The 23,082-nt window shown below is 41.0% G+C and carries 21 protein-coding genes, 1 tRNA gene and 2 pseudogenes; 14 read left to right on the forward strand and 10 right to left on the reverse strand.

Annotated elements, in window-relative coordinates; genetic code table 11:
- Positions 1 to 85 precede the first annotated feature (85 nt).
- The 5 genes and pseudogenes from ANSO36C_RS34330 to ANSO36C_RS20900 all read left to right on the forward strand — a co-directional run bounded on the left by ANSO36C_RS34330 (position 86) and on the right by ANSO36C_RS20900 (position 1,539).
- Positions 86 to 445 (forward strand): annotated as a pseudogene (locus ANSO36C_RS34330) (DUF6658 family protein).
- Between the two features lie 52 nt (positions 446 to 497).
- Positions 498 to 587, forward strand: a complete 90-nt coding sequence (locus ANSO36C_RS34335; RefSeq protein ID WP_323374609.1) for a DUF6658 family protein — start codon at positions 498 to 500, stop codon at positions 585 to 587.
- A gap of 99 nt (positions 588 to 686) precedes the next feature.
- Positions 687 to 983 (forward strand): hypothetical protein, encoded by a 297-nt coding sequence (locus tag ANSO36C_RS34340; protein ID WP_323374466.1) that lies wholly within the window; start codon positions 687 to 689, stop codon positions 981 to 983.
- Complete coding sequence (locus ANSO36C_RS34345; RefSeq protein WP_323374467.1) at positions 967 to 1,122, forward strand: hypothetical protein; 156 nt, start codon at positions 967 to 969, stop codon at positions 1,120 to 1,122. Before ANSO36C_RS34340 ends, ANSO36C_RS34345 begins: the two co-directional genes overlap by 17 nt.
- 249 nt (positions 1,123 to 1,371) lie before the next feature.
- Complete coding sequence (locus ANSO36C_RS20900; RefSeq protein ID WP_251956066.1) at positions 1,372 to 1,539, forward strand: hypothetical protein; 168 nt, start codon at positions 1,372 to 1,374, stop codon at positions 1,537 to 1,539.
- Here ANSO36C_RS20900 and ANSO36C_RS20905 read toward each other — a convergent pair.
- The gene (locus ANSO36C_RS20905; protein WP_251956067.1) at positions 1,519 to 2,391 is read right to left on the reverse strand and encodes an S-methyl-5'-thioadenosine phosphorylase; all 873 of its coding nucleotides are present in this window, start codon (positions 2,389 to 2,391) and stop codon (positions 1,519 to 1,521) included. The two genes, ANSO36C_RS20900 and ANSO36C_RS20905, sit on opposite strands and share 21 nt — an antisense overlap.
- 448 nt (positions 2,392 to 2,839) lie before the next feature.
- On the opposite strand from ANSO36C_RS20905, the gene ANSO36C_RS20910 reads away from it, so the two are divergent.
- A complete protein-coding gene (locus tag ANSO36C_RS20910; RefSeq protein WP_251956068.1) occupies positions 2,840 to 3,967 on the forward strand; it encodes a metallophosphoesterase family protein in 1,128 nt (375 codons plus the stop codon).
- A gap of 64 nt (positions 3,968 to 4,031) precedes the next feature.
- Here the strand turns inward: ANSO36C_RS20910 and ANSO36C_RS20915 are convergent, their stop codons facing one another.
- Positions 4,032 to 5,267, reverse strand: coding sequence for an FIST signal transduction protein (locus ANSO36C_RS20915; protein WP_251956069.1), 1,236 nt, complete (start codon positions 5,265 to 5,267; stop codon positions 4,032 to 4,034).
- Between the two features lie 370 nt (positions 5,268 to 5,637).
- Here ANSO36C_RS20915 and ANSO36C_RS20920 point away from each other — a divergent pair, with 370 nt between their 5' ends.
- The 3 genes from ANSO36C_RS20920 (at position 5,638) to ANSO36C_RS20930 (ending at position 7,515) form a co-directional block, all read left to right on the forward strand.
- Entirely contained in the window at positions 5,638 to 5,883 is a 246-nt protein-coding gene (locus tag ANSO36C_RS20920) for a Calvin cycle protein CP12 (RefSeq protein WP_251956070.1), read from the forward strand.
- Between the two features lie 702 nt (positions 5,884 to 6,585).
- Entirely contained in the window at positions 6,586 to 7,182 is a 597-nt protein-coding gene (locus ANSO36C_RS20925) for a DUF3177 family protein (RefSeq protein WP_251956071.1), read from the forward strand.
- A 36-nt stretch (positions 7,183 to 7,218) separates the two neighbouring features.
- Entirely contained in the window at positions 7,219 to 7,515 is a 297-nt protein-coding gene (locus tag ANSO36C_RS20930) for a DUF7734 family protein (protein WP_251956072.1), read from the forward strand.
- Positions 7,516 to 7,643: 128 nt separating this feature from the next.
- Here ANSO36C_RS20930 and ANSO36C_RS20935 read toward each other — a convergent pair whose 3' ends face one another.
- A complete protein-coding gene (locus ANSO36C_RS20935) occupies positions 7,644 to 9,074 on the reverse strand; it encodes a DUF6602 domain-containing protein (RefSeq protein WP_251956073.1) in 1,431 nt (476 codons plus the stop codon).
- A gap of 72 nt (positions 9,075 to 9,146) precedes the next feature.
- On the opposite strand from ANSO36C_RS20935, the gene cbiD reads away from it, so the two are divergent.
- Together cbiD and guaA are read left to right on the forward strand one after the other, a co-directional pair.
- Positions 9,147 to 10,262 (forward strand): cobalt-precorrin-5B (C(1))-methyltransferase CbiD, encoded by a 1,116-nt coding sequence (gene cbiD, locus ANSO36C_RS20940; RefSeq protein WP_251956074.1) that lies wholly within the window; start codon positions 9,147 to 9,149, stop codon positions 10,260 to 10,262.
- 224 nt (positions 10,263 to 10,486) lie between these two features.
- Positions 10,487 to 12,106, forward strand: coding sequence for a glutamine-hydrolyzing GMP synthase (guaA, locus tag ANSO36C_RS20945; RefSeq protein ID WP_251956075.1), 1,620 nt, complete (start codon positions 10,487 to 10,489; stop codon positions 12,104 to 12,106).
- 482 nt (positions 12,107 to 12,588) lie between these two features.
- Here the strand turns inward: guaA and ANSO36C_RS20950 are convergent, their stop codons facing one another.
- Both ANSO36C_RS20950 and ANSO36C_RS20955 read right to left on the reverse strand, forming a co-directional pair.
- Positions 12,589 to 14,250: a DUF3352 domain-containing protein gene (locus tag ANSO36C_RS20950; RefSeq protein ID WP_251956076.1), complete on the reverse strand. Its 1,662-nt coding sequence runs from the start codon at positions 14,248 to 14,250 to the stop codon at positions 12,589 to 12,591.
- Between the two features lie 150 nt (positions 14,251 to 14,400).
- Positions 14,401 to 14,787: pseudogene (locus ANSO36C_RS20955) on the reverse strand (transposase); the annotation flags it as partial.
- Positions 14,788 to 14,804: 17 nt separating this feature from the next.
- On the opposite strand from ANSO36C_RS20955, the gene ANSO36C_RS20960 reads away from it, so the two are divergent.
- The 3 genes from ANSO36C_RS20960 to ANSO36C_RS20970 all read left to right on the forward strand — a co-directional run bounded on the left by ANSO36C_RS20960 (position 14,805) and on the right by ANSO36C_RS20970 (position 17,524).
- Positions 14,805 to 15,260: a tetratricopeptide repeat protein gene (locus ANSO36C_RS20960; protein WP_251960398.1), complete on the forward strand. Its 456-nt coding sequence runs from the start codon at positions 14,805 to 14,807 to the stop codon at positions 15,258 to 15,260.
- Positions 15,261 to 15,918: 658 nt separating this feature from the next.
- Complete coding sequence (locus ANSO36C_RS20965; RefSeq protein WP_251956077.1) at positions 15,919 to 16,167, forward strand: hypothetical protein; 249 nt, start codon at positions 15,919 to 15,921, stop codon at positions 16,165 to 16,167.
- A 13-nt stretch (positions 16,168 to 16,180) separates the two neighbouring features.
- Positions 16,181 to 17,524 (forward strand): TMEM143 family protein, encoded by a 1,344-nt coding sequence (locus ANSO36C_RS20970; RefSeq protein ID WP_251956078.1) that lies wholly within the window; start codon positions 16,181 to 16,183, stop codon positions 17,522 to 17,524.
- Between the two features lie 361 nt (positions 17,525 to 17,885).
- Here the strand turns inward: ANSO36C_RS20970 and ANSO36C_RS20975 are convergent, their stop codons facing one another.
- The 5 genes from ANSO36C_RS20975 to ANSO36C_RS20995 all read right to left on the reverse strand — a co-directional run bounded on the left by ANSO36C_RS20975 (position 17,886) and on the right by ANSO36C_RS20995 (position 22,926).
- Entirely contained in the window at positions 17,886 to 18,194 is a 309-nt protein-coding gene (locus tag ANSO36C_RS20975) for a KGK domain-containing protein (RefSeq protein ID WP_229462444.1), read from the reverse strand.
- A gap of 313 nt (positions 18,195 to 18,507) precedes the next feature.
- Positions 18,508 to 19,569 carry a c-type cytochrome biogenesis protein CcsB gene (ccsB, locus tag ANSO36C_RS20980; protein ID WP_251956079.1) on the reverse strand — a complete coding sequence of 354 codons (1,062 nt, stop codon included), beginning with the start codon at positions 19,567 to 19,569 and terminating at the stop codon, positions 18,508 to 18,510.
- 183 nt (positions 19,570 to 19,752) lie between these two features.
- On the reverse strand, positions 19,753 to 21,522 hold the full coding sequence (locus ANSO36C_RS20985) for a DUF3352 domain-containing protein (RefSeq protein ID WP_251956080.1): 1,770 nt from the start codon (positions 21,520 to 21,522) through the stop codon (positions 19,753 to 19,755).
- 491 nt (positions 21,523 to 22,013) lie between these two features.
- Positions 22,014 to 22,643, reverse strand: a complete 630-nt coding sequence (locus ANSO36C_RS20990; protein ID WP_251956081.1) for a chorismate lyase — start codon at positions 22,641 to 22,643, stop codon at positions 22,014 to 22,016.
- 202 nt (positions 22,644 to 22,845) lie between these two features.
- Positions 22,846 to 22,926, reverse strand: a tRNA-Leu gene (locus ANSO36C_RS20995).
- Positions 22,927 to 23,082: the final 156 nt, after the last annotated feature.

Here is a 23,082-nt window from a genome sequence, read left to right on the forward strand (position 1 = left end):
GAGGACTACGTGAACGCTGTAAGACTATTTCTTGAAAAAAATAAGATTGCGCCAGATAGTAACTATCTTTTTAGCTGGACTATTGTTGATAGTTAGCACTGGCTTGTAGTGGGGCAAATGCTCAAGGTGCAACTCCACAAAATCCTCTGTACAAGCTGGTGGAGCAAACAATCCTTATAAGAATGGTGGAGACAACTATTACCAACAACAGATTGTCTACCGACTCCGAAAATAACAAACCCAAAAGCCAATCAGGGAGGCGACCAAGCTAGCTTACAACCAAGTTTCGGAATTATTGATTGCTACAACAAATAGAGAATCCAAGATCTCCTTTATCCTGTGTGCTGAGACACCAGCAGGTCGAATCGAGAAAGAAGCAGAACTACCAATTATCACAGATAAAGACTTCCGAGAAGCTGAACCAGGTGGTTTGATTCAGGAATGAACCAAAGGTAGGAGATCGGGTTCAAGATCGAATTGAGACTGTAAAAGAGAATATTGAAAAAGCTTCCGGCTTTTTGCAAGATAAGGCAGATGAAGCTGCTGCTAGACCTGAATTACAAAAAAATCCAGCAGTAGGCAGATAAAACTCTTATTTTTTCTGAATGCCTTGGATGTAAAATTAATTCAAAATGCCGTCTTGGTTGAAGTTTAAGTTAGTCACAAAAATGCAAGGATGTAGAAGTATGAAAAAAGCAATGCATTGGCTCAAAAGCATTCGTCCCTTGAAAGTTTTAACTATTTTTTTGGCAGGAATGTTCTTATTTCTGACACAAGCTTGTGCTGGTCAAGGAGTAGCAACACAGCCACCACAACCTGATGATCAACCAGCTTATACCAAACGATATGATCCCACCAAAGATTATCCTCTCTCTTCTCCGGCTGGTGGGATGAATAACTTTAGTGATGTAGAAAGTCCTAGAGGGAGAGCAGATGAAAAGGCAGCTAATGACAAAGCTGATGTCGATGGCAAGAAATGCTGAAAAGAGGATTGATGAGAAAGGGGTTGAAAGTCCAGGGGAATATGTCCGTAATTTCAAGGAAGGTACACCCTTGGGTCAAAAAGGGAAAAATCTGGGTGATGATATCGGCAGTTCAGTTGAAGAAGTTCGCAAGGCGTAGTTAAAGGTACTCAACGAGGAATTGAAAATCTTAAGGGAAATACCCAAAATGCAGCCGAAGGCGTGACAAAGAATGTTCAGCGTGGGGCTGAGGATGCAGGTAAAAATGTTCAGCGTACAGCTGAAGATGCAGGCAATGCAGTAAAAAGAGCAGTTGATTGAAATTAGTCATTTAATGTAAAAAGTTGAAAGCGCCCACAGATTAGAGTCTGGGGCTATCAAAACAAAGCCTGCTTATGCAGGCTTTGTTTTGATAATCCGCGTTGCGTTCCGCGACATTAAAAAACCTTACGCTTTTATGCAAAACTGTACTAAGAAACTGCCTCACGATAGTGCAACGTTAGCGAGTCGTCGAGCATCACAAGCGATCGTAGACATCGCTCATTCATCACCAATACTACAAATATTTCTGCAATAATAACCCTAATTTTTCCTTCGTCGCCGTTGGTGCTTTATCCAACTGAGTCAAAATCGCATATTGCAACGCCGAATGCGCCTCACTCGGTGGTGGATTTTCACTCAACCGCCGTACAGTTTCTTGAATCACCTTTTGAGCATTCGCAGCATTCCGCAGCAAGTTGCCAATTACTAATTCTACAGTCACACTGTCGTGATCTGGATGCCAACAATCATAATCTGTCACCAACGCTAAGGTTGCATAAGCAATTTCCGCTTCCCTTGCCAATTTAGCCTCTGGTAAATTCGTCATGCCAATGATTGTTGCATCCCAACTGCGGTAAAGATTTGATTCTGCCTTCGTGGAAAAAGCTGGGCCTTCCATGCATACATAAGTACCGCCGCGATGGAGAGTAACTTCTGGTAAATTGAGAGATGCGATCGCATCTGCCAACACAAAAGCTAAATTTTTACAAATCGGATCGCCAAAGGCAATGTGAGCAACAATTCCCTCACCGAAAAACGTTGAAATCCGATTTTTTGTCCTATCAATAAACTGATCTGGCACTACCATATCGAGTGGTTTCGCCTCTTCCTTCAAGGAACCCACAGCACTGGCTGAGATTAAATACTTCACACCCAATTGTTTCATCGCATAGATATTAGCGCGAAACGGTAACTCAGAAGGTAAAAGGGTGTGGTTGCGACCATGACGCGCCAAGAAAGCTACCCGTGTACTATCCAATGTCCCTAGGATCAAAGCATCAGATGGTGAACCAAAAGGAGTTTCGACTCGCACCTCTTCGACATCTTTGAGCGCGTCCATTTTGTACAGACCGCTACCACCAATAATCCCGATACTAGCTTGAGCCATGATTCTGAACCTGTTTCTTGCTGATCTGCTAAGTTATTTTATCGAAAAGAGGAGTAGCAGAACAGACAGTCAACAAAGTGACTATATTTTGTGCGGCTGACATTATTAGATATCTGGTAAAAATAGAATGTACAGACTTAGCGGTATCCACAAGGATGTTAAATAATGCATATTTCATTTCTGGGTCTATTGAATTATTACCCATTAATTCTTAGTTTAGGCGCAGATATAACAATCTTGAATCAAACGCGCAGAAACAAGATCACAGATTTCCGATAATTTATTTTTGCAGATTAATGGCTAGAATTAGTCCTTAAGTTAATCGTCACCATAGTGTGTAATCAATACTTCGTGTATACAAATGTTAAATAGACCTACTCCTGAGCAGGGAGAGAAAGTAAGGGTTATACTTTGGGAAAAAGGCTTGTTTTAACATTTTCATAAATTAATGACTCTCAATTTTCGCTTTGCGGTAGTCAGCGACTTACACGTTGCACTTCCCCACACCATCTGGGATCATCCCAGCCGATTTCATCTGGTGGAAGTAAGTATTTCGGCATTTAAAAGTGTACTAGAACATTTAACACAACTTGATTTAGATTTCTTGTTGTTACCAGGAGATTTAACCCAGCACGGTGAACCAGAAAACCATGCTTGGTTGCAACAATTTTTAGCCCAGCTACCTTTCCCCGTCTATGTTGTTCCTGGTAATCATGACGTTCCTGTGCTGTTGGCTGATCAGCAATCAATTGCTTTTGCTGATTTTCCCTACTATTACACGAAATTTGGTTATGAAGATCCACGGCAGATTTACTACATTCGTCAGTTATTGCCTGGAGTTAAGCTGATTGGGCTGAATTCTAACTCTTTTAATGAGCATGGTGAGCAGGTGGGGTGTTTGGATGCCAAACAGCTACAGTGGTTAGAAGAAATGCTGGCGGCATCTGGTGATGAATTAATTCTGGTGATGGTGCATCATAATGTGGTCGAGCATTTGCCCAATCAATCGAACCATCCACTGGCAAATCGATATATGCTGGCCAACTCACAAGAACTGTTGCAGTTGCTGAGGCGCTACGGAGTCAAGCTAGTGTTTACTGGGCATTTGCACGTTCAGGATATTGCTTACTCCCAAGGAGTATATGATATTACCACTGGCTCTTTAGTTAGCTATCCTCACCCTTATCGGGTGCTAGAGTTTCATCGGGATAACCAAGGTAAAGAATGGTTAGAAATTTTATCCCATCGGGTAGAGTCAGTGCCAGAGTTCCCCGACTTGCAACAGTCATCACGGCAATGGATGGGCGATCGCTCTTTCCCCTTCCTAATCAAATTATTGACTCACTCTCCATTAAACTTACCGTTATCACAGGCAAAAAAATTAGCTCCTAGTTTGCGCGACTTCTGGGCAACTATTGCCGATGGAGATGCGGTGTTAGATTACCCTCATTTTCCCCTAGAAGTGCGGCGCTACATTGAGACATATAGCGCATCACAGCCAAACCCAGGCATGACCATTACTGGAAATTTGACTATGATTGATAATAACACTACACTTTTGCTGAATAAGAGTTAGGAGTTGGGAATTTAGAGTTGGGAATTTGGAGTTAGAACCTAATTTATAACTCCTAACTCAGCACTCATAACTGATTTTGGCGACAAATTCCAAATGCTGAAGTATAGGCGTGTAAAAAGGTTCTGCCACCTACAGGGCCGATTTCACCGCCACAGAAAAAGCCGCCTACAGGAATATCGCTAACGTAGCGCCGAAATAGTTCAGAATCGAAATTGGGTTTACCATAGAGTCCTTCACCTCGCCCTAAACAGGCAAACATTAAGGCGGCTACAGCAGAAGGTTCAGATTCTCGTTGGTGTTGATAACTTTGTAGGAGTAATTCTAGGTCGTCGGCAGAGGCTTGGGCATCACGGAGGTGGAATTGTAGCCTTTGACCAGGACGGACGCGATCGCCAATTGCGATCGCCCCAGCAGTTGGATCGACCCCAAGAATACCACGAATTAAAAAGTCTCCCTGTTGCAAAGCCAGCTTAAATTCATCCATTGCCACACCAACAAACAGAGAGTGCTGGGCTAAAACCCGTTCTTCTTCGCTGAGACTGGCAATCAAATCTCGTAACACCATTAAAGGCACTTTCTCATCTAACTCTAAGATGATGTTGCGATCGGCTTTTGTGACTTGCAACGGTTTGCCAATCGGTCGGCATCCTTGGGCTACAATCGTTTCCAAAACAATATTGCCAGTCAAAGCTATACCAACAGTACCTTCACGATACAGGCTTTGGTGTTCTTCACCACTGGCATCGTTACAAAATAGGGCAGCACGACCACCCATACCCCCACCACTAGCCTGTCCTCCCACTATTACAGAGCCTGGATAAGCAAAATCCAACCCCTGCAACAAATCGTTGATTCCAGAGGCAAAAGAACTAGACAGCAAGATAAACTGGGGTGTTGGTGATGGTGGCACACCAATCAAATCAAGCCAAGCATCTGGTGAACTGTCTAAATCAGGTAATTCTTCAGCGACAACATGAAATACTTGAATCTTCACTCCTGGAAGGTGTGCTAAAGTCAAGCTGATAGCTGGTTCAGCCTCTAATTCTTGAATATCTCCGCCAACTGTTGTCCCAATTACACCTCCACCACTACAGCCAATTAGCACTGGCACAGAAAGTTTCTCAGCTAACAACGGTAACAGTCGGGAATACTCACTCGTAAAAGCAGACGAAATGAATACCAGTCCTAGATCAGCAGGTGCTGTTAACGATGATACAGCTCGTTCCACCACATCTGTAACAGCGGCTTCCAAAGAATGACGGGTTGATAGGGCATTTGCCCACTGCATTTGGTCTGCCATGAGTTTTGAGCTTCTTTCTCTTTTTAGGCTAGTAGGTTTAGATTTGTTTTGGGAAAAATTGCATATTACAAGAATTGATGCCAGCTCTTTGTCTCCTCCATCCCAAGAAGCTGGGGTTGTGATTCCTTAATAGAGGCATATAAATATATTGTATGATTGTTTATCTATGCTACTGATTCCATAAAATCTTAAAAAATAAAGGTAAATGCATTATAAATGCCGTACTTTGCTGTATTGGTTAGAAATCAATAGCCTAAAATACTAACTTATGATCGGCTAAGTGGTTAGAATGGTTAAGAATCAAGCCCAAAACTGCCATTTCTGAAGTTTTTCTATACTAGTATTAACAACACACAACGAGATTAAATCAATGACCAACATCCAAGAAACAGCAAAAGGCGACATCCAAGAGAAAATTCAAGAAGAAGTGGAACAAGCGCGTACTGTCTGTGATGTTAACGGTAGCAACTCACCAGAGTGTGCTGCTGCTTGGGATGCAGTAGAAGAATTGCAAGCCGAAGCTTCTCACAAGCGTCAAAGCAAGCCAAAAAACTCTCTAGAACAGTATTGTGATGACAATCCAGATGCAATTGAATGCCGGGTTTACGACGACTAGGAATTGAGGTAAGTGAATTTTCTGTTGCTTGGTCAGCAGGCAAGCAGGATTGACCGAAAAAGACGCAAATAGCGGGGGAAGCGGATACTCGCCAATGTCCTCCGCTTGTAAGCGTTTTGTTTAAAGCTCCAGCTTGAGTCGTAAAAACAAAGAATAAATCACTTATTTTAACCAAAACGCATCTCCAAAACGAGAAACTGCGGCTTACATAAATTAAACAACAAGTTAATTTGCAACAGGGGTGTACATCTGTACGCCCCTATCAATCTATTTGTAGTAAGTAGGCAAAATAGAAGGAGGCTCTCTCTTGAACTGCCCTCTACCTCCTGCCTTCCTCGATAAATTAAATTATGTTACACAATATATTTTAATTACATTCGTTTGTAGTCAGCGGCTCCAACCCTTACTACAAACTTTTAATTATTCACGCCCACTCACTTCAGTTTCGTGAAATAGTATGGCTGACTTGGTGAGCTTGTACAAAAAAGTCAAAGCACTACCTTTAGTTAGCGACTGGGCTTTGTGCTTTGATTAAACTATTATCAAGAAGAATTCATAATGAATTGGAGTCCGACAGACTCCTGAATAAAAAGGTTTAACACCCCTGTCTTATTAAGCAGTTTAGAATCAGGTAGTGGTATAAAACCCTACTTGATTTATTCTGACCCTAACTTTCTTTTGATCTATTGTTTGAGAAAAACTATGGACTATGATATTTGGTTTCGCCCTTTCGTCTGGATTGATTACCGACTGGCAGTATTATTCCTGGTACTTATTCCGCTAATTCTTTTGATTTGGGCTTTTGTGCAAAAAGCGGAAGGCATACAACGCTTATTGGCTATATACTGGCGAGTATCAAGCCTAGTAGCTATAACGATTTACTTAATGATTGCCCAGTATCCAGTTAGCTTTATTTCTGGGTTGATAGCTCAGATATTGATCCCGATTTCACTGTGGTTCTGGGTGGATATTAACGATGAAATTGAATATCAAACCAGTGGCTCTTTGAAATTGATTTTTACCTCTTGGCGCTGGGCTACAACTGTTTATTGTATTTTGGGTACACTAGCCTTTATCCCTTTTTTGGGTTGTGCTTTTTCTGGCAACGCTCTGAAAACTCCCTATTGTCGTGTCTGGTTCGAGGCTCCCTTGCTATTCAAAGAATATTTCCATGCTAATAGCAAGGCTGAATTCTTAGGTTTTCTCGGCATAACTAGTTTAGTAATTTATGTGCTTTACTTAAGCTACTTTGTTCTGATTAAGCTGGGCAAGCAGGGACGCTCTGCCACACCACAGTAACCGTCGCTGCACCACCTTACCCCCACTCTTAAAAAAATGAATTCCATTGGCAAGCGACTGGAACAATACACCGCTAAACGTCCCCAAGAAGTCCTAATTGTAACGGTGGAAATTTCTGATGAGCAAGATACAATTGCTATTTTCAAAGGCTTTTCCAGTTCTTTGATGCGCCCTACGGCATTTGATGCAGATGTACCAGTTATGCCAGATGGGGCAAACATTCTCAATATTGACCGAGTAGCCAGTCCTTACAATCCTGAAGCACCTCGTTATATTCAACAAGGAATTTCTTGGGAAGCTATGGAAGCTTTATTATCAGAAGTGGGAGTCTGATTAATTCGTAATAATTAACCAACGGAGAGTTGTCTGATGAGCCGAATTAATTACGATTCAATAAATTCTGATTTTCATCAAGTTATAAGTAGGTATTCAAAACTTAACGTACAAAAAGATGCTTGTTTTTACTTGTCTTCGTAGTTACCCTGCATCCAATTACCTAGCTCTTCATGAGAAATAAGAGTATTTTGTTCTCCACACAAAGAGAGGTTATATTCTTGAATAATTAAATTTTTAAGTATTTCCTCATTTGCAGAGTTAATTCCGATTGCTTTCACATAAGTGTCTCTAGCTTCAGCAAATCGACCTAGCATACTATAAGTTGTCCCTCTTAAAACTAGGGCTTGTTCGTATAAGGGATTTAACTCTATAGCTTTATTAAGGGAGTTTAACGCATCCGTCAGAAGGCTTTGATCAAAGCCTGCTATGCGTAGTTTTGAGCAAGCTAAACAGTAGCGAAGTTCAGGATTAGCGGGGTTAAGTCTAATTGCAAAATTAAAATCATTTATTGATTTAGCAATTAGATTATCAGAATTGTCAGGATTAAGTTGGTCAAGTTGGAAGTAAGCTATTCCTCTTCGATGAAAAAGCCTGTAATTATACTTTAGAGGCGGATATAAATCAATTGCTCTACTTGTGTATTCTATGATGGCTTGATAGTTTTGTCTTTCAAAGCTATCTGTTGCAAGCTTGACTAGGAATGAAGCTAACTTAGGTTGTTCCTGAATAGACTTTGAAAATAAATTAATGGCTGCACTATAATTACCAGCTTCATGCTCTTTGAAACCATTAGTAAACAGATCCCCTTTATCAAAATGGATGTCAAAGTTTCTAAGAAAATCTCTGTGATAGATAATTTGTTTGGAATTTATATCATCAATAACATAATATCCAAACGGTTGCTGTGAGTTAAATTTGTTTATTGTGTTAATGATTCCAGATAAAAATAATCCTACTTCAAAATGGTTTTCTTGTGCTTTAAAAAAATACCAAGTAATTGAATGAGAATCTTTTACATGAAACCAATATCCTTGACCAATAACACACAAAACATCTATTAACGGGTCATTTCCAAAATTAGCATCATATTCAGCATACCTTTCAAATTCAGATTTTCCTTTTAAATCAGTATTATAAGCAAAATATACAGTTATTGGTTTTCTAGGAGCTAATGGCTTAAGCTGTCTCAATTTTTTGAATTTTTCTATTGTTTCTTGAATCTGTGAGGCATTTGATCTAGTTTTTATCTCAAAAACATAAAAGCAACTTTCTACTGGATAACATCCCTCAGATCCTCCAAATAAAATTGGAGGAATAGATGCTTTGTTATAAATTAATAAATCGATTTCTGAAGAACTTTTACCTAAATAATCAACTACTTCACCACTTCCTAAATCCCAACCAAATGGAAGATAACTTTGTAGTAATCTATCAAGGGTATTTTCTCTAAAACCTCCTCGCAAGCCCTTATGTTTAATATTATCTATCTCATTTGAAGTAGATATTAAATGCTTTATGTCTGTTTCAATTCTTTGCTGATATACGGGATGAACCATGATTAATTCTACAATTGGTTAAAGACAAGTTCATTCAGATACAAAAGAAGTTTTAACACAATTTTTTAAAAAATGTCCCGTTCTGGATACACACTCCCGGTATTTGCCTGTGCTGCTGCTGTTGCAGCTTTACATTGGTTACGCGATCGCCAACCCCTAACTTTAGCATCTATAGATTTGATTGAACCGACTCAAATCGCAGAAATCCCCATTGAGCAGGTAGCAGGACTATCTGAAAATATGGCTTTAGCAATAACTCGCAGCGATCCTGGCGATAATCTCGATTTGACTAAAAATACACCGATTTGGGCACTGCTGGAATGGCGAGAACAGGGTGATGATGCTGTAATCATTAAAGGCGGGGAAGGAATTGGCAGACAAATGAATGCTGACGACAAGCCAGCTATTTATGCCTATGCTCAAAGGCTGTTGCAAGAAAATTTGCAACGGATGCTAGCACCGGGGCAAAAAATCACGGTGACGATTATTCTACCCGAAGGGCGATCGCTAGCTGTTCGCACTTCAAATTCTGCTTTTGGTGTGGTTGAAGGACTTTCCCTTTTAGGTACAACCGGTATTTCTCAACCCTTAAGTACACCAGATCAGCTTGCAGTTTTTCGGGCAGAATTACAAAATAAAGCCAGTCTTTTTGAGACTTTAGTATTCTGTATCGGGGAAAATGGCCTAGATTTGGCGCGTAAACTAGGGATTAATCCTGAACAATTGGTCAAAACTGCTAACTGGCTTGGCCCAATGTTAGTAGAAGCTGATGTGCTGGGCGTGAAAGAAATCTTATTATTTGGCTATCACGGTAAGCTGATGAAACTGGCTGGCGGGATTTTTCACACCCATCACTACTTGGCTGATGGACGGCGAGAAATTTTAGCAGCGCACTGTGCGATCGCAGGTTTAAAATCACCAGATATCCAAGCTGTATTTAACAGTGCAACCGCCGAAGCCGCACTAAAATACTTAAAATCGCTAGATGCTACAACTGGTAGTAATTGGGTAAATCAAGTTTACACTGCGATCGCCGAAACTATCGATGTTCGTTCCCAAGAATACATCCAAAGCCATAGCGAAAAGGGCACAGCAGTTACAGTCTGTGGCTCGATTCTGTTTGATCGCGATCGCAAAATTATCGTGAAGAGTAAAACTGCTGCTCTGTTGATGGGAAAATTATGTTAATTTATTATGAATAATCGTAAACAATCCAAATAAATAATCTCTTAAGTAACCACTCTAGGGTAAGTTTATCCTTTTAATACCACCTCCGCCTCCGAGACTAGACAAGCGCACATAACCTCGCGTTTGTCTAGGGATTTTATCCCATTTTCAACCTACCCAGGTTGAATAATAGCATCACTATAGACCACAAAGCATCTACCCTTAACAGACATAACACTCCCGTCATGAATACAGCGGTGATACCAACAGAACAAGCGCCCCAAACTTTAGAAAATTTTGGGCGGCTTGATCGGCAATTGATTGTAATTCTGGACTTCGGCTCTCAATATTCTGAGTTGATTGCCCGTCGCATCCGCGAGACTCAAGTATACTCGGAAGTTTTATCCTATCGCACTACTTCTGAACATTTGCGGCAACTCAATCCTAAGGGAATTATTCTCTCAGGTGGCCCAAGTTCGGTTTATGGTGATAACGCTCCCCATTGTGACCCAGAAATCTGGAATTTGGGAATACCCGTCTTGGGTGTTTGCTATGGGATGCAGCTAATGGTGAATCAACTCGGTGGGGAAGTGGCAAAGGCCGATCGAGGTGAGTACGGCAAAGCCTCATTATATATTGATGATCCCACAGGTTTACTCACTAACGTCGAAGATGGCACTACGATGTGGATGAGTCATGGAGACTCAGTTACCCAAATGCCATCAGGGTTTGAATTGCTGGCACATACAGAAAATACTCCCTGTGCTGCGATCGCCGACCACGAAAGGAAGCTTTATGGGGTTCAGTTCCATCCAGAGGTGGTGCATTCTATTGGTGGCATAGCATTAATCCGTAATTTTGTCTACCACATCTGCGATTGCGAACCCACTTGGACAACAGCAGCTTTTGTCGAAGAGGCAATTCGAGAAATTCGCGCCAGAGTTGGTGAAAAGCGAGTGCTGTTGGCGCTGTCTGGTGGGGTGGATTCTTCTACGCTGGCCTTCTTGCTGTATAAAGCGATTGGTGAGCAACTGACTTGCGTGTTTATCGACCAAGGCTTTATGCGAAAGTATGAGCCAGAGCGATTGGTAAAGCTGTTCCAAGAGCAGTTTCACATTCCTGTAGAGTATGTTAATGCTCGCGATCGCTTTTTAGCTAAAGTTGCTGATATTACTGATCCTGAAGAAAAACGCCGCCGCATCGGGCACGAATTTATTGCTGTATTTGAGGAAACATCTAAGCGCCTTGGTCACTTTGATTACCTAGCTCAAGGGACTCTTTACCCAGATGTGATCGAATCTGCTGACACCAACGTTGATCCTCAAAGTGGTGAGCGGGTTGCGGTGAAAATTAAGAGCCATCACAATGTTGGCGGTTTGCCCAAAGACCTAAGATTTAAATTGGTGGAACCACTACGGAAACTATTTAAAGATGAAGTCCGCAAACTTGGACGTTCTATTGGTTTACCAGAAGAAATTGTCCAACGCCAACCTTTTCCTGGGCCTGGTTTGGCAATTCGCATTCTGGGGGAAGTCACATCTGAACGGTTAAACATTTTGCGCGATGCCGATTTGATTGTGCGGCAAGAAATTAACCAACGCGGTATGTATCATGATTTCTGGCAAGCATTTGCTGTATTGCTGCCAATTCGTAGTGTTGGCGTTATGGGAGATCAACGTACTTACGCTTACCCCATTGTTTTGCGGATTGTTACCAGTGAAGATGGCATGACTGCTGATTGGGCAAGAGTTCCTTACGATGTCTTGGAAGTGATTTCCACTCGGATTGTGAATGAGGTGAAAGGGGTAAATCGAGTGGTTTATGACATCACCTCTAAGCCGCCTGGAACCATTGAATGGGAGTAATCAAGTTTTGAGTTAACTCTTTGTTGTGGTTCAGATTTTTGACAGTAGTTTAGATTCACATACAGCAATTTGTTAGTTAATTAGGTATACCTTTTCAAATGAAGAGTCAGCTACAAAGCCTAGTTTACTTTTGACACCTGATTCTTGAAGAGGCAGGGTATCTACTGTTCCGCTTGAATTGTATTTCTAAGTGACAATGCCGACCGGATTTGTTTTAAGCCTGGGCATTGTCTATTTTTTTGACTATAAATTTATTAAGAGCAAGTTCCCCTTTTCCCGACTTATGCAAGAATAGGACTTACGCAAAATATCTGTCAAACTCTTATTTCTCCGTGCCCTCTGCGGCTCTGTGGTTCGTTATTCCGTAACTCGTGCGTAAGTCCTAAAGAAGTCTAATAAACAGTAAAATTTAATTTAATAGCAAGAAAGTGGAAAAGGTAAAAGAACTTTTTACCTTCTCCACTTGAACTACTATGAAAATCTCACGAATTATGGAGTTTGAAGAAAATGCCACCTTTAAGCGATCGCGTGTCAGTTCCATAATTACTGACTGTGAGCGATCGCAAATTGTTAAAAAATGGTTTACCCAAAACTTCCACTAACTTGAGAATTGGTATTTGACGCTCTAATAAATTCTGGCTCTTTGCCCAGTCAAGATATACATAGCCTTGGTTTGGTAGGGGAATCGCAGCGATACTATCTTGGAAATTGGGATTGCCAATTATGGAATTATCCTTAGCTGTGAGAATTTCATCCATAGTTTCTAAGTCAGAGGTGAAAACTTCGTAATTTCCTAAAGTTGTATGCAATCCCCGCACTTTTGTTTCAATGCTGAACAATGCTCCTTCTTTAACATCACTTTTTTTCGTAGCCGTGCTTAACTCTGTCCAAGCGAAGATTTTTTGCTGATCTATAGTCAGTGGACTGATACTGAGTCCGTTGGATGAGGCGATCGCATCCAAACGAGCAACGCCTTGTTCTACATCCTGAGATTTTTCCACCACGAAAAGCCAATGGGGAGTTGTTTGCTCTTTGTCAGGTAACAACGCTATGGCATATTCTCCTACTACCCAACTAAAAATATCTTTTGGTAAGTTTATACCCCAACGTTTTTGCACATCCGCCACAGGTTTTGCTAACCGAGAAATCACATCTTCCTCAGAACCATATATGGTTGCTGTTGCTTGTCTCCAGAGTTTAGCTAAATCACTGTCACCCAAATTACTTAAATTTGAGCCAGAAATTGCCAAACCTGCTGATGCTGGAACATACTGCAATGCTCCCACGGGTTTAGATAAAGGTGGAGATGGAGGGGCAGTTTCCGATGTAGTCAGAAAGGTTGTTTCTGCCAGTAATCCTTTGGGGTTTAAAGACAAGGATATGATTTGGCTGTTATAGAGTTGTTCTGCTAACTCTAACCCTTGCCATTTCGCCACGATGGGAAGATTCAAGAAAGCTATAGCCAAACCCGCTTTAGGTAGTTCTTTAATAGCTTTTTGGTAGTCGGGGGAACTAGTCAAATTCAGATCGGGTGCTTGGACATTATTGATTGCATCTCGTAGTACTTTCAGATCGTTGGCAAATAAGACAAAGCCTTCACCAACAACAGCACCAGCAAGTAAGTCCTCCTCTGGTTGAGAATTGTCAGAAATCAGTTTTACGCCTTTATATTGTTCAACAGCTAAGTTTGCTCCAGCTAACGCCCGCTTGGAAAACAGCAACTCGACAAACTCGCGGCTTTTTTCGGGTTGCTTGGTTGCTAATGCCAACAAATATCCTGCCTGCTGCCCATTTTCTTGATCGCGATCAATATCTAAAGTGGTGATAGCTAGTGTAATTTCATTCCCTAACCAGGGTTGAATGTCTTGTTTGTAATCTATGCCACTTTTGGCGAATAAACTGGTTTTGAGTTTAGATAATTCCTCATCACGCTCCAACGCCTGCAAACGGTCAGGATTTGTCAGCAATGAAACCATTACAGGCGAAAGTTTCGACACGAATATGGTTGCACCAGGCCCAGAGGTAGAAGCAATAAGGTTAACCGGACTTTTGGCGAAAAACCAATAAAAGCCTGCGATCGCAATTACTAGCAGTGCGATCGCCCCAGCGATAATAAAACCGATAAATGAACGTTGCCTATTCACATTAAACCTATTAAAAAAGACGGTTTACAGCCATTTAAGCAGAAAGCCTAGAGAGGCAGGCCAGTAGAAGTAGTTGACAAAGAAGTATAACTATGATGTTGCAATAATTGAATTTGTCAGTGCTATCTGAGCCAAAACATGAAGATTATTTAACATTCGGTCGCCTGAACATGCAATTAAAGCTGCACGAAACCGAACCAGTGTACCCTTACCAAAAGGCGCTTGCTCCTTATCGAGACAATCTAAAACTAATTGCCATCGTCTGTCCATTACCATTGCTTCTATCGCTTCATCATCGCTTGCTCCTGTGTAGGCTTGTAGTATGATGACCAGTGCTATCTGTGCGGGTGGTACTGGGCATAAGCCAACGCTACTGTCTTTAAATACTTTTGCCAGTTCAAGTTGAAATTATACGTCAAATAGCTCATGACGTATTTGCCTCAAAAACAAGAACAGCTTCGCTTTCCGAATGCGTTGAGCTACTTTTTCTTCGCTTACCGACAGTTCGATGGGAGGATTCCAAACGGAGGGACGCATCGCTATGCACTCCTGGTATTGCGTTTATCTATAAATCAGCCTCTTCAAAAACTGTACCTTTTGTCAACTACTTCTACTGGACTGTCTCTCTAGCAATTATCTACGCCAACAAAGGGAATGTGGATGAAGCGATCGCTCTCTACAAGAAGTCTTTGGAAATAGAAGAAAGCATTGGTAATGTCCAAGGCAAAGCGACGACGTTGCACCAACTGGGAATGATCTACGCTAACAAAGGTGAAGTAGATCAAGCGATCGCACTTTACAATCAGTCTTTGGAAATAACTCAACGCATTGGTGATGTCCGAACTCAAGCAATGCCTCTGCGGAGGTTAGGAGATTTGGCAGAACAACAGGGTGAATACACTAAAGCGATATCCTATTTGCAACCAGCTTTAGAGATTTTGCAGCGATTGAAGTCACCGGATGCTGAAAGTGTGAGTGCAAGTCTTGATAGGGTAATGCGTAATTCGTAATTCGTAATTCGTAATTACAAGACGGAAAAATTTTTTGTCTCACGCAAAGGCGCAAAGAAGAACGCGAGAGTGTTTTCTTAATAAATGAAAATTGCTGTAATGAGTCTTTGATACTCGTGAATGAGTCTTTAATACTCGTGAATGAGTCTTTGATACTCGTGAATGAGTCTTTGATACTCGTGAATGAGTCTTTGATACTCGTGAATGAGTCTTTGATACTCGTGAATGAGTTTTTGATACTCGTGAATGAGTCTTTGAACTCCGTTAATGAACCTCGGAGCTTCGTTAATGAACCTCGGAGCTTCATTCGTGAACCTCGGAGCTTCATTCGTGAACCTCGGAGCTTCATTCGTGAACCTCAGAGCTTCGTTGTGGACTTTATTAATGTAGCAGAATGTTTTTAGAGGATGTTTTAAAAGTGTTCGGCTGTAATTTTAGGCACTTCTAGATCCCCCCTAACCACCCTTAAAAAGGGTGGAACAGGAATCAATCAAAGTCCCCCTTTTTAAGGGGGATTTAGGGGGATCTAAAACGTTTTGCTACCGAGCAGAGGACTTTTAAAACATCCTCTTAGATTAAATCAGGATTTACACCAAGCGATGTCTAACAACAAGGCGCTCTGCGTCTACGCAATTATGCTTTATTTCATTAAGGAATTTTGATAGCAATTCAAGTGAGAGAATCAGAATCTATGCCGAGCGATGTCTACGACGGGCTACGCCTACGCACTTTTCAATCAGTCTTTCCTTCTGTCTTCTTCACGGTTGCAAGTCTTTGTCTACCCATCGGCTCAGAAAAAAACTGCGAGATTGAACACCCAAGATACTATAATTTAGTTGCCAATGAAGACATAATGTTTCATATTCGCTGTTTTCGTGGGATGTGGCAAACCCTAGTTAGATTCTGATTTATCTTTGAACATGGCTGTTTCCGAAAATAGAGAAGCGTTCATTCCCTACACTCGCAGTGATATTATCAAGCTTTGCCTGCAAGACGGTCAGCTAGATGAAGCTGATGCCAAAAAATTTCAAGATTTTTGCCAAATCCTCATTGCATACTATCACTTTCGCTTCCACAAAACTTTAGAAGTTATCAAAGATAACTACATACCCTTTAACCCTAATGCAGATATTCAACCAATAACTCCGCCAACATTCGAGCAATATGATGATATGGAGTTGAAAGTAGTTGAAGCCTTTCAAGATATTGTTGAAAGGGCTAATTATATTCTTTTACCTGAATCGATTCTTAAGCGATCGCTAGCAACCAAATCTCTAATTGAATTGAAAACTCAAGTCAATTTTGAGGATTTTGACCGCTTTATCTGTTATTACCGGGGTGATAGTTATAAAAATATTTCAGTAAAAAAGTTCTTCTTTTGGCAAGAACAAAAGACAATTGATACTTTTGAACGGATTGTTTTATTAGTCAAGTTCAAAGAAGCGGCTTACTTTCTTGGGAAGAAAAACAAAATCCAAGAATTAAAATTTATTCCCGGTAAAATGTATGTTTACTTCTATAAAAATATTCCTAAACTAGATGTTGACTTAATCTTTCCCAATGTAAAAACAAGTATGACCTGGAAAGATCGCCTACTATTTGGAATTCCGGCGATTGGAGCGGCAATTCCTTTGATATTAAGAACATTGCCGAACTTATTATTGCTGTTGGCTGCAATTTTAATAGTACTAAATGTACCATTTTTGGTTGAATCTCTAGATGTAGAGTTGGATAAAGTCAGAAATTTTATGCCTGTTCTGGTGGCAACTTTATCATTAGCGATCGCTTTGGGTGGATTTGCCTTTAAGCAATACACTAATTACAAAAATAAAAAAATCCAATTTCAAAAACTTGTTACTGATACGCTCTTCTTCAAAAGTTTAGCGAACAACACTAGTGTTTTTCAAATGTTTATTGAATTGGCAGAAGAAGAAGAATCTAAGGAAGTTATTTTGGCATACTATCATTTACTTACCAGTCCCACACCATTAAGCCCTCAACAATTAGATTCTCGTATCGAAACTTGGATGGAGAATAAACTAGGCACAAAGATTAACTTTGATATTCAAGGGCCTCTGAGCAATCTAGAAGATATTCGTGGCCAAGTAGTGCAAAATAGCGAAACAACAGACAATGTACCAGAAATTCCTTTACTAACCTACGATAGCCACGGAGCATGTCACATTCTCCCTTTGGATGATGCTAAAGCAGTGATTGATTATGTTTGGGATAATGCTTTTCGTTATAACGGGATAATCTTGTAGACTTGTAAGCGATCGCCATCATGTAATTTTTGAAGAAGAATTCAGAAGTCAGAATTCAGGAGTCAGAATGAAGACGCGACTCGACGGTTCAGTTAAGAAAAATTGTAGGTTGGGTTAAGCAAAGCGCAACCCAACAAAGCCCCGGAAATGTTGGGTTTCGTTCCTCAACCCAATTTACACAGTTTAAGGTTTTTAGCCCTAACTGAACCGTATTGTATTTTATTCGATAAGTATTATTAAATAATTTGTAACCTTCTAAACTTTAATAGCAATTCAGCATCTCCTATTTTATTTGTAAACATTAAAACGCAAAAGAACCCCGACTTATGAAATAAATCAGGGATCTTTTAGTAATTTGATATTAGTTTTCTACTTGTTTGAGTTTTTGAAAAATTTCATCAAGTGGTGACTCAGATTCATCAGGACAAAATTCTAAAGCAAGTCTCACTTTTCCTTTTTTCCATCCCAAAGTACTAAATTGTAAAACTTCACAATTTAACCCTTGGGTATACAAATTTGCTTCATCTGTCTCTTCTGCTCCAATATATTCCTTAATTGCGGTAATCAAATCACGGACTTTAAAAGTTTTAGCAATATTTAACTTATTAAAAGTGTCTGGTTCTATAGACACAACTTCATCGTGATTTAGTCTCTCGAATCCATCTTCCATAAAAATCTCCTGTCAATAAATATATATTTTCAGAGATATAACACTTCATCCGAAATAAAATGATAATTTAGTCATTGGTCATTGGTCATTAGAGACTTCCAAGAAATAAATTATCCAATCTTGTGGGGTGGGCATCTTGCCCGCCTTTGTTTACTGGGCGGGTGAGACGCCCACCCCACAATAAATAGTTGGATATTTTTTTATTTGGAAGTCCCTTAGTCCTTGGTTATTATCGTAATAATTTGTGTATTGCACAAAGGGGCGAAGAAAAACTCTTCACCCCTCTGCATTTCAACTTAAATTAGTGAGGTTCTTAGAAAAACCAACCGTAAGAATGTAAACCTTTACCCAAAAGATTTACACCGAGATAGCAAACCCAAACGACAAGCAAACCGGTGGAAGCTAAAATTGCAGGACTGCGCCCTTGCCAACCGTGAGTAATTCTGGCGTGAAGGTAGGCGGCGAATACTAACCAGGTGATTAATGCCCAAGTTTCTTTGGGATCCCAACTCCAGTAGGAACCCCAAGCTTCGTTAGCCCAAACCCCACCGGCAATGATGCCAATTGTCAGCAGGGGAAATCCTAATCCAATGATGCGATAGCTGATGTTATCGAGTGTTTCGGCAAGGCTAAGGCGCTGGGGTGAAAGAGGTTCAGCAGATGCAACGGCTTGAGATTCAGGGGTAGTTACTAAATTCAAAACGGCAGTGTTACCGTTACCGTTGCCGTTGCTAGTAGTTTCAAAACGGGCAAAGCCATTATTTTCGACAGCAGGCGCTGGTGGTTGAGAAATTAGTTCAGATGCTTTGTGCAAGCGATAGCCGTTGCTGCGATAGCCGCCAGTACCAACAGAACTACCTTGTAATTGAATATTTTGACCGCGAGTGACAATTAAGAAAGCGATCGCTAATAATGAACCCACCATCAAAGCAGAATAACTCAACATCATCACGCTGACATGCATCATCAGCCAATTTGACTTCAAGGCAGGTACTAGGGGTTCTGACGCTTGCATTTGCGATGGTAGTGTCATAGTAGCAAAAGCAGTTATCGCCATTGCCACAGGAGCGGTCGCAACTCCCACTAAACGGCTACGGCTACTATTTTCAGCAATTAGATGGACGGCGGTAATTCCCCAAGTTAAGAAAAACAGAGATTCATAGAGATTACTTAAGGGAAAGTAACCAGCTTCGATCCATCGTGCCCCTAATAGAGTAGCAATGCACAAATTTGCGATCGCCATCCCAGATGTCCCCAAAGCAGCTAAATAAGGTAGATTCGGAAAAGCTGCGCCTCCCCAATACACCAGCATTGTCAGGAATAATATGGCAAAGGAGGCATTGTCCAGCCAGTTCTGGAGTACAACTAGATTCATAAAGTGTTCTCTCCGTGGATAATTTAAAATATGGATTCTGACTGTTCTGATCCTATATGTTTAGAGGATTATGGCACAGGACGAATGGAAAATAGGGATTGGAGACTAGCGAAAATAAGTATTTGGTTCATATCCCAACCAATCTTAAAAAAATTTCTTCCCTTGTAACCATTACCCAGTCCCCTATTTAACAGAGTCGCTCTTATTGCTTTCTGGACTAGGCAAAGCAGTCGCGTTAGTAACTTTTTTGAGTGCGATAAAAATGTCGTAGCGGTTACTACGACTATCGCTGACAGCAGATGTCATCCCAATTGAGCGTGTTGCATCTAACAAAATTCGTTGATTGGGAATTAGGGTTGGTAAAGGGAAATTTTTCACAGTTCGTTCCACATCCAGAAAAAATTGACCATTTGTCGGATTTGGTTCTGTAGGAACTGTTTGTTGAAAGGGAATCGTGCTAGCTAATGCATTGTTCGGTTTAGGAACAATTTTATCCGTGATTGGAGCGCCCACTACTAAAAAGGCGACATCTCCATCTAACCAACCGTGGGTAGCAGTTAACGTACCGTAAGGTGAAACCCAGTTTACAACAGGTCGATCTGCGACTTTCCCCGGTTGAACTTGGAACTGGTATTGATTTCTCATCACGTCATCTAGCTGTTTTAAGGATGCTTCAGCTGATTGGCGTAAACTTTGCCCGTTGTAGGCATTGCTTGCCTGTACCATGAACACTAGACCTGCACGGAAATCATCTGATGAACCTGCTTTTGGAGTATTAGGAATCAATGATAAGGAAAATTCGCCTTTCATCCAACTGAGCAAATCCTTATCTAAATCGAGATTAATCAGAGATTTTACACCGCCTCGTAGCTGTTCTGGTGCGATCGGCGACAAAGGATTTCGCTGAGATGTTAAAACATAGTCTCCCCACAACCTCTGTAAGTTACCCCCCGAAAGCATCATCAAGGTTTCCTCTGGTACGCGGCTTTGCATTTTCCCAGCTTTGTTTTCCACCGCCAGCACTCTTTGACTATTAGGGTTTAGCCAAGAAACGCCCTTGAAGCGGATTCCTTCTGACTCTAAAGTCATTGTCCCCGCTAAACCTTGGTTATTTTGCAGTTGAGCCAATACTTGAGCAGGTAAAGGGCGGTTTGGAGAAGCGGCGGCTATTTTGGCTGCTATTGGCACATTTACATAAAACTGGGCAAAGGGTTGGTAGTTGGCGATTTTCGGGAAATTCTCTGCAAAGCCGCCACTTGTAGCTAAAGATGTTTTATTTTTGTAGGCATCGATCGCTCTTTCTGTGGCTTTGGCACTATCAGTTATGACTAAAAAGCGCCCATCTAGTAATGCTGCGGAGAAGATTTCCCCTGGTTGTCCCTCACTTTGTTTGATGGCAATCCCTTGATAACTACGGTCAATCCATTTACCTTGTTTAAGGGTTTTAGGTTGTGCCAAGATGTTTTTGGCGATTTCTGGGTTTTTCACTGGCAATACCATTACCATCGACTGCTGATCGCTAGCAGCATCTTCATTGGTGGTAACTGGTTTGGGTACAGATTTATTCTCTATTGGTGGGGCAAGAATTGCGATCGCAATGTCATTGCCTACCCAAGGAGCGATATCTTTCTGAAAGTCGTAACCATTATTAGTCAGAAAGCGATCGCGTAACTGGACTAAATTTTTGTCCAGTTCTGTTTGGGTTTCTCTTGTCCCAAACTGCCGCAATTTTTGCCACTGCTGGGGATCTGTTGTTAAAGAAACCGCAAACAGAGCATCACCAGGAATAATATTTGCACCGACCAGCAAATCGCTAGCAGATATTTGTCTCTGGGCTAACAACCAGTATCCTACACTCCCCCCAACAATCAATAACCCAGCAGCCGAGAGCGTCAACACCAGAGACGATTTCTTATTTTTCTTCATCGGAACAGACACAAGAGGCGGTGCCATTGAAACCTATACCTCATATTTGCAAACTCATTACTTGCTTAATTGGTTAAGTTAACCAAGAAGCTTCTTGTGATCTAAGGCAGTTAACTTCATAAATTTTTTCACTTTAGATATTTATGATATTTCCGTAATCAACCTTCCCGAATGTTTCAAAAACAGTGTTTTCCTGGTTAGTTACCTTTTTTAACACGCTTTATTGAATTTCGCAGGAAACTTCTTTCAGACGGTTGTCTTTTTCGGAAAGTCTCCGAAAGTTAACAGCCGTCATTTCAAGCACTTTGAGGATATAACTAACTTGGGCATTGGTGCAAGTAATCAGTAACCCACACCACCTTATATTTACAGAGCTTCCATCTGTGGTATTGACTTTATCTAAACAAGATCAATTCAGTATCCGGGATTTTACATAAATTACAAATCTTCGAAGTCACTGGCGCAAAATTCCCACACTCTGGGGCACACTGCAAAATATGAAAAACTTTTAAATAATACTATGCATCAGCATTAACAGCACTCAACTGCATAGACCCCAAATATTTGGTTAAATAAGGTGAAAAAACTTCATAAATTAATGTGAGTGGCTGTCCATGATGCCAAAACAAGTAGTGGCGGCCCCAAAAAGGCCCAGTTACACCAAAACCCGACTCTAGTGCCAATGAGTCACCATAGTAAATTCCTCGAACATCCCGATACAATTCTGTGCGAAGACGAGCTAAACTTGCCCAAATTGGTAATGAACGGTTTTGCAAATACTCATCAACATGACTCGCTTCCCACCACGAAGTAGCATACGCTAATCGTTGGCCAGAAGCGGTACGCAGCCATACTTGGCGTCGTAATCGTGGACCTGGGACAGCTTGGATTAACTCAGGAGCAGCATCCAAGTCCATGCCAATCAATGACATATCAATAACATCTACTTCTACAGCCTCACCTGTGAGCAATTCTAAGTGACGTGTTGGGGAGCCGTCACCCAAGAGCATTAGCTGCCATGCAGGTGCTAGCTGAGTGTGAGGTAAACTTTGCTGAATTATTTCCTCCCCTCCTTGCCAAATCGGAGTGAGGCGATGCCAAGCTGGTGGCAGTGTTAGGTTGTTTGTCGGCGTAAAAGTAATAGTCAATGCTTTTTACAAAACTTTACCTATCTCTATAAAAGCATAAAAAACTAGTACTTTAACAAGGCAAGTTTGGCTAGTATTTAGTAAGCAATTTAGTACTTCAAGCAAGGACTAAATTCCTTACTATATATAATTATATTTAAGGGTCAATAGTCTAAGGTTTTTTGCTCCTTAACTATTGACCCTATGATTAGACAAGCGAAAATGCGGATGGGGAGACTCGAACTCCCAAGGCAAAGCCACACGCACCTCAAGCGTGCGCGTATACCAATTCCGCCACATCCGCACGGGTTGTCTAAATATAGACTATAGCATAAGAAAATAATTATAGTAAGGTGATATCTAAATTCAGTTGCTCAAAAATATAAATTTTCTCAAGGCGGTATCTGGCTGACAGAAATCTAGCACCTGCACAAGTGATATTAAAAAGGGTAGAACTACT

It is taken from the genome of Nostoc cf. commune SO-36 (genome assembly GCF_023734775.1).
GTDB lineage: Bacteria > Cyanobacteriota > Cyanobacteriia > Cyanobacteriales > Nostocaceae > Nostoc > Nostoc commune_A.